This is a genomic window from Pseudomonas sp. YH-1, from assembly GCF_051990045.1.
GTDB classification, from domain to species: Bacteria; Pseudomonadota; Gammaproteobacteria; order Pseudomonadales; family Pseudomonadaceae; genus Pseudomonas; species Pseudomonas nicosulfuronedens.
In genome coordinates this window covers 4,246,507-4,260,291 of record NZ_CP178184.1, presented here as the reverse complement: position 1 = coordinate 4,260,291, position 13,785 = coordinate 4,246,507, and the positions used below count along the sequence as shown (strand labels likewise).

Sequence of the window (13,785 nt, the reverse complement as noted above, 5' to 3'; positions counted from 1 at the left end):
GCCCGCCATAGCACAGAGCCGTGGACGTGTAGATACGTCACGGTCTGACAAAGCGTCACCGCGCCTAGGTAGTTTTTCGAGTCGCCAAACCCGGCCCTGTCGCTTTCACAGGGGCGTCGGGAGGTTATGAGGAAGGCTTGCAGCGGTCAAGCAAGGCTGGTTGGCATATGCAAACTAAGTTGCTGCCGATGGCGGCTTCCGACCCAGGCTGTGTGAAAACGTCGTCCTCGCCTAGAGTTGCTGGAGCAACCTCAGCGGGGCGGCGTATGAAGCGATTCATCGAAGAGACGAGCCGGGCACAAGTCAGCTTGCTTCCCGAATGCCTGGATGACTTCGTCGCCGAAGACAACCCGATCCGCGTGGTCGAAGCCTTCGTCGAGCAACTCGATCTGGTGGCCCTGGAGTTCGATGGGGTCACTCCTGCCGTAACTGGGCGACCGTCCTATCACCCCGCCGTACTGCTGAAGGTCTACATCTACGGTTACCTCAACCGCATTCAATCCAGCCGTCGCCTGGAGCGCGAATGCCAGCGCAACCTCGAGCTGATGTGGCTGACTGGGCGACTGGCTCCGGACTTCAAAACCATTGCCGACTTCCGGCGCGACAACGGCAAAGCCATTCGCAATGTCTGCCGGCAGTTCGTCGTGCTGTGTCGCCAACTCGATTTGTTCTCCCAGTCGCTCGTGGCTATCGACGGCAGCAAATTCAAAGCGGTCAACAACCGTGATCGCAACTTCACCCACGGCAAGTTGCGCGCCCGGATGGAGCAGATTGAAAAAAGCATCGACCGCTATCTGGCAGCGATGGACACCGCCGACCGAACTCAATCCGATGTCGCCGAAGCCAAGGCCAGTCGCCTCCAGGACAAAATCGAGAAACTCCGCCAGCAGATGCAGGCGCTCAAGGAGATGGAGCAGCAGCTACGTGAAGCACCGGATGGGCAAGTCTCGCTCACCGATCCGGATGCACGCTCCATGGCTACCAGCGGCAAAGGCACCGGCGTAGTCGGCTACAACGTGCAGACTGCGGTCGATACCCAGCACCACCTGATCGTTGCGCACGAAGTCACCAACGTCGGCCATGACCGTGCGGCGCTCGCCTCGATGGCCGAGCAGGCTCGAGAGGCCACCGGGTCTGAAAGACTTAGTGTTGTTGCCGATCGAGGCTACTTCAGCGGGGTGGAAATCCTCGCGTGCGAGCAGGCGGGCATTACTCCCTTCGTGCCCAAGCCGATGACCTCCAGCAGCAAGGCTGAAGGGCGTTTTGGTAAACAGGACTTCGTCTACATAGCCGCTGATGATGAGTACCAATGTCCTGCTGGGCAGCGTGCAATCAAGCGCTTCTCGACGGTGGAAGATGGCCTCGAGTTGGATGCTTACTGGAGTTCTGCCTGCCCGAGCTGCCCGATACGCAGCAGCTGCACCACGAGCAGTTATCGCCGACTCAAACGCTGGCGGCACGAGGCGGTGCTGGAGGCCATGCAGCAGCGGCTGGATCGCGAACCCGAGATGATGAGCGTGCGCCGCCAGACCGTGGAGCACCCGTTTGGCACGCTCAAACATTGGATGGGCGCGACGCACTTCCTGACCCGAACACTCCCCCGAGTCAGCACGGAAATGAGCCTGCATGTGCTGGCCTACAACCTCAAGCGGCTGATGAGCATCTTTGGCGTCACCGGTGCAATGGAGGCAATGCGGGCCTGAGGCCGGCCATTTTCCGGCGTCTCTCCACCACAAAAACCGCTGCAGATCGCCTCAGCAGGTACTGGCAGCGGCTAACAGCCTGTGGTCGATCCAGTCGCACGCTCCTTCGGGGCCCAATTCCAAATGCGGTTCTGATGTAAGTACTTCGACGTTTTCACACAGCCTGGACCCATAGCGGACATCCGCCTCCCTGCCAATGGGGCGTCCGGTAAGTTGCGCTTCGCGATGAAGATTTTTGCAGTCCCTTTTCCCCAGCCTCAGCTTGGAGCATCTAACCTTGCTCACAAGTTGAAATGGAATTCAGGAGGCTGTATGCCGCACACGGCCGTGTCGAAGGGGAAGGTCGATCTGACCATCGGTAATGGACAGCGCTATCTAATCGCTGCATCGGTAGTCATCGCACTCCTTTCGTTGCTGGACTTAAATGGTGTATCGCTGGAGAGCGTCCAGGCACTTGTAGCGACCGTTTCAGTGCAGTTGGCCGACACCATTACCCACCTCGTCCAAGCTCGCCCACTACCTGGACGCTCAGCTCTTACCGTAGTCGTCGCTCTACTGTTGGCTGCGCTGGGCTTCTTCTACTTCCTGTATTCGATTCCTGTAAAGCTCATGAGGAGCAAGTATCTTCGGCAGCGTAGAGGATGGAACTACTTGGGACTACTGATCAGCTGTGTTTTTTTTCAGGCGCTGTGCGCAATTCTCCTGCACTTCCCAACACTGAGAGCGTTCAGCGCAAGACCCGATGGGAAGCTCACCAAGACAGTGGTTTGGATTATTCAGACTGACACAGGCCTGGGCGTCACGTTGGTTTTCCTCCTGACTTTGACCGCATATCTTTACGCTACTTTGATCAAAACGGCCTACGCCAATCTGACCTCGTCGAAGGATCGCGACGACAACTGCTGAAGGGCCGCTTCTGGCCGATCTCTGCCGCTGGTGAGAGGCAGCTACCGACCCATAGCTGACATCCGGATTTTCAGGACATTGAGTAGACTTGGCTCCCACGTCATCTATTTCGAATACAAATGAACAGCGAGTCTTCCCGAAGCAAGGCGTACGTCCGTGCTCAGGCACATGGTTCCGGGCCACTGTCTGTTGAGGGCTATCAGCAGACTGTGGAGGTTTGCGGCCGTCTCCCCAGCGGCTGGCTGTTCCGCTACCGGATCGTTTGTAGCTTGGACATCCCTGCACATGAGCAGGAGTTGTTTGCCGGCGCTGCAGGTTGCCTAGTCGCTGATGATGGGCAGGTACATGATTTGTTGTACCCGATGTTCATGGACATGCTTCGCTCGCTGGAATAGCTCACGCGTCTGCTTCCAGGCTATTAAAAAATGCCGCGTTGACTCATGCCTCCCTGAACGCAGGGTAGCAATTCAGATGATGGAGGAGCTCATGTATACGGTGGTGGTCGTTGCAGATCGTCCAGACTTCAGGTGCTTTCTGGATCTACTTTTTGGCCCTGGACGAAACGTGGACACAGAAGGTGACTCGTACCCTGTGAACAGTCGCTCTTGGACGTTACTGCATATGAAAGACAGAGAGAGCGATGCCCCTTCCGTAGATATCCATGCCAGTGAGGTAGATAAATCGCGGTTCAAGGTGCAATCCGAGTCATCAAGACTCGAGGAGTTAGCTGCGTTGTACCTGTACCTGACTTGTGGTGAGACGATCTCAAATTCGGATCAGGCGCTTGATAAAGCAGTTATTGAGGAAAAGGGGACTGAGGAAAAGGGGACAGATTTATTATCTCTACTCTAAACGTCCGCTATCGGTCGATTGCTGCCCCTGGTGAGAGGCCGCTACCGCCCCATAGCAGTCGGAGGGATTAGTCATGGAGTCGCGTCACTGAGGTCGGCCGAAAGAACCTCGTAGACCAACTCTCCTTCCCGAAACGTGGCTCGCCACTCGGGAAAGCCTGCACGCTGCTCACAGAGTAAGCGGACAGTGCGGCCACCTTTGGAATCCCAAGCTTCTTCGACGACAGCAACATCGCCAGACGCTGGCGTCCGTGCGTTCAACCAGTCAGAGAAGACAGCCGAAGATTGGTCAACTTCCATCAGCCTTACGGTATCGCCCTTGGCAAGTGTCATGTTGTCTTCCTTGGAGCCCCAACTCTGAGTGAATTCTACGATGGCTGGAGACTGTCCGCTTCTGGCCGATAGCGGCCCCTGGCGAATGGCCTCGCCCTGACAGTTCATTGGCGGCAACCGGACGCTTCTACATCGCTTGTCTCTGCCGAGTGACCGTAACTATTTATTGCGCAGCGTGCTCATCGAACAGGGGGGAGATCCCTCGCCCTGCCCCTCCGCCCCAGCCCTGAAATAGCCGCCAGCCAAGGCGGGCAGCCACTGCGAACTCACCTGACGCGCATCGCGGAAGCTCGGAGATATGCCTGTCAAGCCGGCAAGCCAGAGCGCTTGCCATCGCGCTGTCATAAAAATTTCACAGGACCCGATCACAGTATGGCAGCCCGATATCAAAAGGATTGCCCTCGATGAAAAGCTTTGTGAAATCTGCTGCGATCGCCGTTACGCTGTCCATGTGTGCCACTTCCGTCGCCTTTGCCGACGAAAGCGTCCGCCTGACCGGCTCTGGCGCCAGCTTCCCCGCGCCGATCTACCTGACCTGGTTCAAGGACTTCAGCAAGAAATCCGCTGGCGTCACCGTGGACTACCAGTCCAAGGGCAGCGGTGCGGGCGTACAGGATTTCCTCAACAAGACCGTGGACTTCGCGGCCAGTGACTCGGCCATGAAAGACGAGGACATCGCCAAGGTTGCCGAAGGCGTGCAACTGCTGCCGATGACCGCCGGCGAAATCGTCCTGGCGTACAACCTGCCGGGCAGCCCCAAAGGGCTGAAACTGCCGCGCGATGTTTACTCCAACATCTTCCTGGGCAAGATCACTCAGTGGAACGACCCGCAGATCGTCGCGGCCAACCCTGAGCTGAAACTGCCGGCCCTGCCGATCACTGTTGTCGTGCGTGCGGACTCCAGCGGCACCACCGCTGTGTTCACCAAGCACATGTCGACCATCAACCCGGAGTTCAAGACTGCCCTGGGTGAAGGCAACACCGTCAACTGGCCGGCCAGCGACAAATTCATCAAGTCGCCGAAGAACGATGGCGTGACCGCTACCGTTCGCCAGACCCCTGGCGCCATCGGCTACATCGAGTACGGCTTCGCCAAGCTGGCCAAGGTCGACTTCGCCCAGCTGCAGAACAAGGCCGGCCAGTACGTCGTGCCGAACGCAGAAAGCGGTGCTGCGGCGCTGGCTGCCGTGAAGTTCCCGGAGAACCTGGTGGCCTGGCTGCCCGATCCGGACGGCGCCCAGTCCTACCCGATCACCTCCTACACCTGGATGATCTTCCGCAAGCACAACGAGAACCCGGCCAAGGCCAAGGCCATGCGTGAAATGGTCGAGTACGGCCTGACCGAAGGGCAGAAGATCGCTGATTCGATGGGCTACATCCCGCTGCCGCAAGCAGTCGTCGATCAGGTTCGCAAAGCTTCCGCCAACATCCAGTAACGCCTGCGAGTCTTCATCCGGTGTGGGCTGTCAGCCACGCCGGATGAGACCTCCACCTGTTCCGGAACTCCCCCATGACCCAACCTTTTGTCGTACCGGTAAATCCGGACTCTGCCTGCCAACCGCCATCCGCGAAGGATTTCCTGGTTGACCGGACCTTCCGTGCCATTGCACGCCTGGGTGTGGTCCTGATTCTGGTGCTGGTCGTTGCCCTCGTGTTCGAAGTCGGCCGCAAGGCCTTTCCGGGCATGGAGAAACATGGCCTGGACGTTCTCCTGGGTTCGGTCTGGGACGTCAACCAGGGCAAGTACGGCATTTTGCCGGCCATCTGGGGCACGCTCTACAGCGCACTGATCGCTCTGCTGATCGCAGGCCTGTTCGGCGTCAGCATGGCGATCTTCCTGACCCAGGATTTCCTCCCCGCCAAGCTTGCGGCGGTGTTCCGTACCATCGTCGAACTGCTCGCTGCCATCCCCAGCGTCGTTTACGGCCTGTGGGGGATCTACGTGGTGATCCCGGCCATTCGCCCACTGACGGCGTGGTTGAACAGCGAACTCGGCTGGATACCCTTTTTCGGCACATCGTTGAGCGGGCCAGGCTTGCTGCCCGCCTCTCTGGTGCTTGCCATCATGATTCTGCCCACCATTGCCGCGGTCTCGCAGGACGCTCTTGCCAGCGTGCCGATGAAGACCAAGCAGGCCGCCTACGGGATGGGGACCACCCATTGGGAAGCGATCCTCAAGGTGATGGTGCCCTCCGCTGCCACCGGCATCTTCGGCTCCCTGGTCCTGGGCCTGGGCCGCGCACTGGGTGAAACCATGGCCCTGGCCATGCTGGTCGGCAACGCGAACACCATTTCCCTGTCGCTGTTTGCACCGGCCAACACGCTGGCAGCCTTGCTGGCGCTGAACTTCCCCGAAGCCGGGCCGAACGAGGTTGAAGTGCTGATGTATGCCGCACTGGTGCTGATGTTCATCACGCTGATCGTGAACGTGCTCGGCTCCATGATCATGCTTTACGCCCAGCGGGGGACCAAGTAATGACCAGCCTCACTCCCACCGCATCCGCCCTGCCGAGCCTGCAGCGCAAGCTCGAGGGCCGCGCCCTGCGCAGCCTGGTGCTGACCACGCTGGTCTGGATCGGCGCCCTGCTGGCCAGTGTGCCGCTGATCTCCGTGCTCTACATGCTGATCACCCGCGGTGGTGCGCGCCTGAGCCTGGAGGTCTTCACCGAACTGCCACCGACCGGCTTCGAGACCGGCGGCGGCTTCGGCAACGCGCTGGCCGGCACCTTCGTCATGGTCGGTATCGCCGCCGCCATTGCCGTTCCGGTTGGCATCATGGCAGCCGTCTTCCTGGCTGAACTGGGGCCGGACAGCAAACTGGCGAGCGCCGCGCGCTTTGCCGCCAAGACGCTCACCGGCCTGCCCTCCATCCTGGCCGGGGTCTTCGCCTACGCCCTGGTCGTGATGACTACCGGTACCTACTCAGCTCCGGCGGGTGGCGTGGCATTGGCCGTGCTGATGCTGCCGATCGTCGTGCTCACGGCCGAAGAGTCGATGAAGATGGTGCCCAAGATCATGAAGGATGCCGCCTACGGCATGGGCTGCACCCGCGCCCAGGTCATCTGGAAGATCGTACTCCCTACCGGCCTGCCGGCGATCCTCACCGGCGTCATGCTGGCCGTGGCGCGCGCCGCAGGCGAGACCGCGCCGTTGCTGTTCACCGCGTTGTTCAGCAACTACTGGATCTACCACGACGGCAGCCTGGCAGTGATGAACCCCACGGCCTCGCTTTCCGTACTGATCTACAACTTCTCCGGCATGCCTTTCGACAACCAGCTCGAGCTCGCGTGGGCCGCATCGCTGGTGCTGGTGATGATCGTGCTGATCGTGAACGTCATCAGTCGAATTTTTGGCAAGCCCAAGTTTTAAGATACGGAGCATCCGAATCGTGAACACTGCTACTGCACCGAAAGTCGCCCCGGTTGGCGCCGAGACCCAGGTGGTCATGGACTGCAAACTGGACAAGATTTTCTACGGCAACTTCATGGCGGTACGTGACAGCCACGTGCCGATCGAAAAGAACAAGATCACCGGTTTCATCGGCCCTTCCGGCTGTGGCAAGAGCACCGTGCTGCGCAGCCTGAACCGGATGAACGATCTGGTGCGCGGCTTCCGCTTCGAAGGCCATGTGCACTTTCTCGGGCAGGACGTCTACGGCAAGGGCGTGGACCCTGTCGTTGTGCGCCGCTACATCGGCATGGTGTTCCAGCAGCCCAACCCGTTTTCGATGAGCATCTTCGACAACGTCGCCTTTGGCCTGCGCCTCAATCGCTACAAGGGCGACATCGGCGACCGGGTCAAGCATGCCCTGCAGGGCGCCGCGCTGTGGGATGAAGTGAAGGACAAGCTGAAGGTGAGCGGCCTGTCGCTCTCCGGTGGCCAGCAGCAACGCCTGTGCATCGCTCGCGCCATTGCCACCGAACCGGAAGTCCTGTTGCTGGATGAGCCGTGCTCGGCACTCGACCCGATCGCTACCCGCCGTGTCGAGGAGCTGATGGTCGAGCTGAAGAAGGACTACACCATCGCGCTGGTCACCCACAACATGCAGCAGGCCATCCGTGTCGCTGACACGACGGCATTCTTCTCGGTGGACATTTCCCAGGGCACGCGCACGGGCTACCTGGTCGAAATGGGCGCAACCAAGCAGATCTTCGAAAGCCCGCGGGAAAAAATGACCGAGGACTACATCAGCGGCAAGTTCAGCTGAGTCGAACCCGCAGTCGTATGAAGCCACACACCTCTTCTTCAGGGTTGCCCATGTCTGCCACGCGCCGTCTTGATCTGCGAGCGATTGAACGTGCGCTGCGTGAGGTGCAAGGCCGTTTCGGTGAGCTCAGCCAGTGCTTTACCGAGCCGCGTGATCCGTTCACCGATGAAGTGCTGCACAACGTGCTGGAGGGTTACGCCCTGATCGACGACTACGTCGCACGGGGCGTCGACCTGTTCGATCTCCAGCAGGTAAACCTGATGCTGGAGATCAACGCCACCGTGCTGTGCGGCCGAGACCCTGCCCGTCGGCTGGAATTCGCGCCGCACCTGGCGGCCACCGAGGCGCACTTCTTCAACAACGTGGAAGGCGGCATCAAGGACCTGTTCAACTGGTACAGCGCGTATCGCAGCGAATCGGTGTGGAAGCGCGCGGCCGGTGTCTATGTGCGGATTCTGAGCAAACCGCAATTGTTCATCGAAGGCAACCATCGCAGCGGCTCGCTCATCGTCAGCTATCTGCTGATACGTGCCGGGCTGCCACCGTTCGTGCTGACCCTGGACAACGCCAAGGGTTACTTCAACCCGTCATCGGTCATACGCAACTCCGCCAAACATGGCGTAAAGGCGCTATTCGAATTGCCCAAGATCAAGAAAAAGTACGCCGCCTTCCTCGAAGATCAGGCAGCGGATTCGCAGCGATTTTTCCTTGGCGAAAAACACGCCTCCGCCTGTCAGGGAGGTGCCTGATGAATACGCAGCCCATGCTCGCAACCTGCCTGGCCATCAAGGATCAGCTGTGGGACGCCATGAAAGGCTCCCTTGCGCCTTACCGGTTCGAACGCCCGCGCATACGGATTTCGTTCGATATCGATGACACCCTGGCCTGCCTCCCCCACCACAGCGACGTCGAGCCCAGCAGGCTCCCGGTGTTCATTCATCGCTGGCTTGGCGAACCGCTGCGTATCGGGACCCGCTCCCTCACCCGGGAACTACGCCGCCAGGGCTGCAGCATCTGGGTCTACACGTCCTCCGGCCGCACACCGTCCTATATCAGGCGCTGGCTGTTGTTGTACGGCATCCACGTCGACGGCGTGGTCAACAGCGTTCGGCACAACCAGGCCCTGACCGAGCGCGGGATGGCGAACGCCCCCTCGAAACTTCCGCCGGCATTCGATATCGACCTGCATGTCGACGATTCCGAAGGCGTGAAGAGCGAAGGCCATGACCACGGTTTCCGCGTCGTTGTCGTGCGTCCGGACGATGAGCGCTGGGCACAGAAAGTTCTGGATTCGGTGGCTGAACTCCAGGAAATGCTGGATCGACAACAGCAGCCAATGGCTGCAGCAGCCTGAGCCGTCAACCCTGCGGCTCGTTGCTGACTGGCAAACGTCTTCACCCTGCCCATCGCCCGGAACCTGCAGCGTCGCGGATGTCGCTCCTTAGCCGACTCCCTCAAGGTTACGCCCCGGCTTAGTACACCGTGCGGGGGCCTCGCCACCTCATCGATGGAGTCCGCCGTTCAGCAGGCCACTCCAGGCCAATCCAATCGCCTCCGCAGATCAGGCTTCTGCAGCCCCCCTGTCGAATTGCCCTGCCCCGGCGCCGCTGAACTTTGACAGCGTGAGCTCCCAGGTCGCATGCTGAGCGAATACGTGACGCCCCACGAGTCGCCAGCACCTCAGCGCCGTGGGCGATCAGTTGAAGTACAAGTCTGTTCACCTGACTTCCGGCGCCAGCGCCCATGCCTGACCTCTCGCACATCCACCGCCACTTCACCGAGTTGGTGATCAGCCCCATCACCAACCAGCTCACCGGCCTCTTCGACCTCAGCGGCCGCGTCGGCGTGGTGTTCCTGTTGTGTTCCTACGCCATCGCCTACGCCCTGTTCCGCTTCCGCCGGCAGCGCGGGCTGACGCAGGCGACGTCGTTCTGGCAGTTCGTTGGTGGCAGCCGGGTGAATCTGCATCGCTCGGCGCTGCTGGATTACCGCTACTACCTGGTGCGCGGGATTCTCAACGTGGCGCTGATGGTGCCCATCGTCGGGATCATCGATCCGTACATCCTGCGCTCAGGCGATTACATTGCCTTCTTCACCCACCTGTGGGGTGCGCGACCACAGGTGGGCGAGAACCTCGGGCTGTCGCTGCTCTATGGACTGGGGGTGTTCCTGGTCAGTGACTTCAAGAACTACTGGGTGCACCGGGCCTTCCACTCGCGCTGGCTGTGGGCCTTCCACAAGGTGCATCACTCGGCGGCAGTGCTGACGCCGATCACGGCGAGCCGCGTGCACTTCGTGGAGAAGCTGGCAGCCAACCTGGCCGGGACTGTGCTGCTGGGCGCCTACGCCGGCATTTTCTGGTACGCGTGCGGCGGCCAGATCAGCGCCTACACGCTGTTCGGCGTGACCTACATGATCCTGCTGTTCAACGTGCTGGCGACCAACCTGCGCCACAGCCATGTGTGGCTGTCGTTCGGGCCGCTGGTCGAGCACGTGATCAACAGCCCCGCCCAGCACCAGATCCACCACAGCGACGCACCCCGCCACTTCAACCGGAACTTCGGCATCAACCTGTCGCTGTGGGACTGGATGTTCGGCACGCTCTACGTCACCCAGCGCGCGCCGGAACCAATCCAGTTCGGCGCGGGGGAACACGACGATGCGCGGTATTCGTCGCTGTGGAGTTTGATCGTAACGCCGTTCGTGGAGACGGTGCGGAAGGTAACAATGGCGAGGAACCAGAGAGTACGGCCCTCCGATCGCCCCGCACGGAATCGCCACAGATGAAGGTCAATTCTATGGCCAACCTGATCTCATTCGTTGAACAGTAGCTGCTGACGGAATGCTCCGTTTCCGAAGCTTTTCGGATAACCGCGGGGATCAATCATTTGTTGGACACGCTGCAGAATGTTTCCTTCCTCGTAAAGAATCTGGCAGGACGCCTGATCGAATGCGCTTCGTAGCAGTGGTTTGACTTGAGCCACTGCATCAGAGGGTGCGCAGACACCAACGGTGACGATGTCGAGTTGATCCGTAGGGTCCTTATACAGATCAAACGCCAGCAAACTCTCCGGTTGATGGCTGCTGAGGAATGCATACACATCGCCATGCCCCGTCGGCGTCCGATCGAAGTACAGGTCGTACAACGCCGCAATCCGACTCTCATCGAGTCGAAGCAATCCGATTATTTTTCGCCATTCACTCAATAACACAGGCTCTGCATCGTCATCTGCCCAATGGCAAAGATCCGGCATTGAAATCACTAGACGAAATTGTTTAACCCGAACGAGACTTTCCATTGCAGTTCCTTAACGATCGCAGGCCATGCGCTCAATCACTACTGCTCCCCAGCAGAATCCAGCGATTGCTCTGGGCGTGAATGTCGTAGGCGAAATCCCAGAACACCGGATAGGCGGGATGTCCTTTCGCGAACCAGAAGGCAGTAACCTCTTGCGCATCATCGAGATGCGCGTCGCATAGAATCCTCTCCGTCAGAGCAATGATCTCGCCTCGCTTTGCTTCCAGATCGATAGGCCCACAGCCGGGATCGCCTGGATAGAACATGCTCTCTATGATCTGCGAACGAACAACGCTTCTGGCAACGGTCTCACTGCCACCGACAACAGCATCCTTGGAAACAGACTTTTTCAGTGCTTGCTCCAGAGAAAGTTGTGCCTCGAGCGGACCGTACAGAGCGATCCAGACCTGATAATTCATGCCATAGAGCAGTCCTTCTAATTGTGCGAAGTACTCGGGTCGTACATCTCGATCTATCTGCATGCATCCCACTCCTTGGCGTGAAAAGGCCAGGATCCTAACCAAGGAATATACCCATTCGAAAGCAGCCCTAGGTGCTCTCCACCTCAGTTCTCATTCCCACACCCCTGCCCCCACACCGGATACCGCAGCGTATGCCGTTGCCCGGCGCTGTCCTCATAGGTCATCTCCACCTCGCGAATCCCGCAGAAACCCAGGTCCGGTGCCTGCACCACGCGCTGGATGTCGAGCTTCTGGCCGTAGTGGTAGTCCTGCGCCGGTGGTGCCTCCTGCGCGGCGAGGGCCACGCAGGAGGTGAAGAGGCAGGCGACGGCGAGAAAACGCTTCATGGCCGTTCCCCGGAGGACGAAGCGCGCGGCATGGGGGCGCCAGTCATGCTGGGGAGGACTTCGTCGCGGCGGATGAAGCCGTGGAACAGCGCGGCGGCGAGGTGCAGGAGGATGGTCGCCAGCAAGGCGTAAGCAATGACCGTGTGGGCGCTGCGCAGGATGGCGTGGAGTTGCACCGAGGGCGCCACCAGCGCCGGCAGTTCGAAGCCGCCCCAAAGCACCACGGGGTAGCCACCGGCGGATTGCATGGTCCAGCCCACCAGCGGCTGGGCCAACAGCAGGCCGTAGAGCACGAGGTGCGAGAAGTGTGCGGCGCTGCGTTGCCAGCCGGGCATGTCGCTGGGCAACGCGGGGATGCGATGGGTCAGACGTACGAGGATGCGCAGCAGCACAAGCACCAGCAACGCAGCGCCCAGGGGCTTGTGGATGGCGATCAGGGTAGCGTGGCGCGGCGAGACGCTGGCAACCATGCCAAGGCCGATCAGCAGCATGGCGAGCACCAGCACGGCCATGAGCCAGTGCAGCACGCGCAGGGAGAGCGGGAAGTAAGTCGGTTTCATCAGTGGGTCTCCTGGGCCTGCTCACGGGTGCGGCGGTTGAAGGATTCCGAATAGGCGGCCGAGCGTGCGCTGAGCAGCGGGTCGTCGGAGGCGCGGATGCCGTCGGGGAGGATCAGCGGGTCGTAGTTGACGTCACGGCAGTCACCGCCGATTTCCGGTTGCAAGCGCTCGATCACCAGTTCCCCGGCATCGACCTTGCGGCGGCTGTCGGGCCAGGCCTGGGTGGCGTCGGTGGTGCTGTCGCCGGGTTCGCCCAGGGTGAACTGCAGGCGCCAGCGCAGCGGGCCGGCGGCGATGCGCTGGGCCAGCTCAGCGGCGAGGAAGTCGGCGTCGCCGCGCTTGTCGGCGGCCAGCGGTTCGACCGGTGCCTCGGGCTGCACAGACCAGCGCACGGGCTGTTCCTTGCCATCCTTGTTCACCAGGTAGAAGGCGTTGAGGCCGTAGTAGGCGCTGTTGGCGTAGCTGGAGGACGGTGTGGAGGTCTTCATCCACTGCAGGAAGGGGCCGGTCTCGGGGTGCGCCTTGAAGAAGGCCCCGGCCTTGGCCGGATCGGGCTTACCGGTGCCCGGTTGCGGCGCGGTGGCCTGTTGCAGGGCGAAGAAGCTGGCCACGTCGCGGACGACGAAGACCGGCATGGCGTTCATGCCGGTGCGCCATTCCTGGCCATCGGCCGGCAGGAAGCGCAGCGCCAGGCTACGGATCGGCGCGGCGCCGTCACTGGCCTTGGGGTTGCCGCCGGGGATCGCAAGGCGCCCCACTACCGGTACACGGCCGACGGAGAACAGGCTGGCGCGCGAGAGGTCGGCCACGCCGCCGTTGCTGTCGAAGTGGCCGATCACGCACAGGCCCTTGGCATGGTTGCGCCGGTACCCGGGGTAGACTCCGCCGTTGTGCTCCAGGGTGTTGATGACCTTGTCCGGGGTGAGGCGCTGCGGGTCGAGCCAGCCGGCGACGTAGGCAAAGACGGCGGCCACGCCGAGTACCACGGCGCCGATGGCCGCCAGGCGCAGGGGCACGCTGGGTGCGGTGGGCGGTGTTTCTGTCATTTCCAGCTCCTCAGGCTTAGGCTGAATGCGTTGAGCCGGTACGACGCACCGTGCCACGGGTTATTCCCGCCAA

Annotated in this window: 15 protein-coding genes; 9 read left to right on the top strand and 6 right to left on the bottom strand. The window is 60.7% G+C overall.

From position 1 onward, the window contains the following. The first annotated feature begins 266 nt into the window (after positions 1 to 266). Positions 267 to 1,703 (top strand): IS1182 family transposase, encoded by a 1,437-nt coding sequence (locus tag ACKI1H_RS19570; protein ID WP_440465640.1) that lies wholly within the window; start codon positions 267 to 269, stop codon positions 1,701 to 1,703. Positions 1,704 to 2,015: 312 nt separating this feature from the next. Continuing rightward, complete coding sequence (locus tag ACKI1H_RS19565; protein ID WP_440466010.1) at positions 2,016 to 2,609, top strand: hypothetical protein; 594 nt, start codon at positions 2,016 to 2,018, stop codon at positions 2,607 to 2,609. Between the two features lie 923 nt (positions 2,610 to 3,532). Here the strand turns inward: ACKI1H_RS19565 and ACKI1H_RS19560 are convergent. Next, on the bottom strand, positions 3,533 to 3,793 hold the full coding sequence (locus ACKI1H_RS19560; RefSeq protein WP_440466009.1) for a hypothetical protein: 261 nt from the start codon (positions 3,791 to 3,793) through the stop codon (positions 3,533 to 3,535). Positions 3,794 to 4,197: 404 nt separating this feature from the next. Here ACKI1H_RS19560 and pstS point away from each other — a divergent pair, with 404 nt between their 5' ends. The 7 genes from pstS (at position 4,198) to ACKI1H_RS19525 (ending at position 10,787) form a co-directional block, all read left to right on the top strand. Next, on the top strand, positions 4,198 to 5,229 hold the full coding sequence (gene pstS, locus ACKI1H_RS19555; RefSeq protein WP_138526867.1) for a phosphate ABC transporter substrate-binding protein PstS: 1,032 nt from the start codon (positions 4,198 to 4,200) through the stop codon (positions 5,227 to 5,229). Positions 5,230 to 5,303: 74 nt separating this feature from the next. Further along, positions 5,304 to 6,269 carry a phosphate ABC transporter permease subunit PstC gene (pstC, locus tag ACKI1H_RS19550; protein WP_138526868.1) on the top strand — a complete coding sequence of 322 codons (966 nt, stop codon included), beginning with the start codon at positions 5,304 to 5,306 and terminating at the stop codon, positions 6,267 to 6,269. After that, positions 6,269 to 7,162, top strand: coding sequence for a phosphate ABC transporter permease PstA (gene pstA, locus ACKI1H_RS19545; protein ID WP_440466008.1), 894 nt, complete (start codon positions 6,269 to 6,271; stop codon positions 7,160 to 7,162). Before pstC ends, pstA begins: the two co-directional genes overlap by 1 nt. A 76-nt stretch (positions 7,163 to 7,238) precedes the next feature. Then, positions 7,239 to 8,000 carry a phosphate ABC transporter ATP-binding protein PstB gene (gene pstB / locus ACKI1H_RS19540; RefSeq protein ID WP_054911197.1) on the top strand — a complete coding sequence of 254 codons (762 nt, stop codon included), beginning with the start codon at positions 7,239 to 7,241 and terminating at the stop codon, positions 7,998 to 8,000. A 50-nt stretch (positions 8,001 to 8,050) separates the two neighbouring features. Continuing rightward, on the top strand, positions 8,051 to 8,749 hold the full coding sequence (locus ACKI1H_RS19535; protein WP_440466007.1) for a hypothetical protein: 699 nt from the start codon (positions 8,051 to 8,053) through the stop codon (positions 8,747 to 8,749). Positions 8,750 to 8,808: 59 nt separating this feature from the next. After that, positions 8,809 to 9,354, top strand: a complete 546-nt coding sequence (locus ACKI1H_RS19530; RefSeq protein ID WP_440468890.1) for a hypothetical protein — start codon at positions 8,809 to 8,811, stop codon at positions 9,352 to 9,354. A gap of 389 nt (positions 9,355 to 9,743) precedes the next feature. Continuing rightward, positions 9,744 to 10,787: a sterol desaturase family protein gene (locus ACKI1H_RS19525; protein ID WP_440466006.1), complete on the top strand. Its 1,044-nt coding sequence runs from the start codon at positions 9,744 to 9,746 to the stop codon at positions 10,785 to 10,787. A 26-nt stretch (positions 10,788 to 10,813) separates the two neighbouring features. Here the strand turns inward: ACKI1H_RS19525 and ACKI1H_RS19520 are convergent, their stop codons facing one another. From ACKI1H_RS19520 to ACKI1H_RS19500, 5 genes are all read right to left on the bottom strand, one after another. Then, the gene (locus tag ACKI1H_RS19520; RefSeq protein WP_280056297.1) at positions 10,814 to 11,299 is read right to left on the bottom strand and encodes a hypothetical protein; all 486 of its coding nucleotides are present in this window, start codon (positions 11,297 to 11,299) and stop codon (positions 10,814 to 10,816) included. A 31-nt stretch (positions 11,300 to 11,330) separates the two neighbouring features. Then, positions 11,331 to 11,780: a hypothetical protein gene (locus ACKI1H_RS19515; RefSeq protein ID WP_280056298.1), complete on the bottom strand. Its 450-nt coding sequence runs from the start codon at positions 11,778 to 11,780 to the stop codon at positions 11,331 to 11,333. An 83-nt stretch (positions 11,781 to 11,863) separates the two neighbouring features. Next, the gene (locus tag ACKI1H_RS19510; RefSeq protein WP_440466005.1) at positions 11,864 to 12,106 is read right to left on the bottom strand and encodes a DUF2790 domain-containing protein; all 243 of its coding nucleotides are present in this window, start codon (positions 12,104 to 12,106) and stop codon (positions 11,864 to 11,866) included. Beyond that, positions 12,103 to 12,666: a cytochrome b gene (locus ACKI1H_RS19505; RefSeq protein ID WP_440466004.1), complete on the bottom strand. Its 564-nt coding sequence runs from the start codon at positions 12,664 to 12,666 to the stop codon at positions 12,103 to 12,105. Before ACKI1H_RS19505 ends, ACKI1H_RS19510 begins: the two co-directional genes overlap by 4 nt. After that, complete coding sequence (locus ACKI1H_RS19500) at positions 12,666 to 13,712, bottom strand: catalase family peroxidase (RefSeq protein ID WP_440466003.1); 1,047 nt, start codon at positions 13,710 to 13,712, stop codon at positions 12,666 to 12,668. Before ACKI1H_RS19500 ends, ACKI1H_RS19505 begins: the two co-directional genes overlap by 1 nt. Between the last annotated feature and the right edge of the window lie 73 nt (positions 13,713 to 13,785).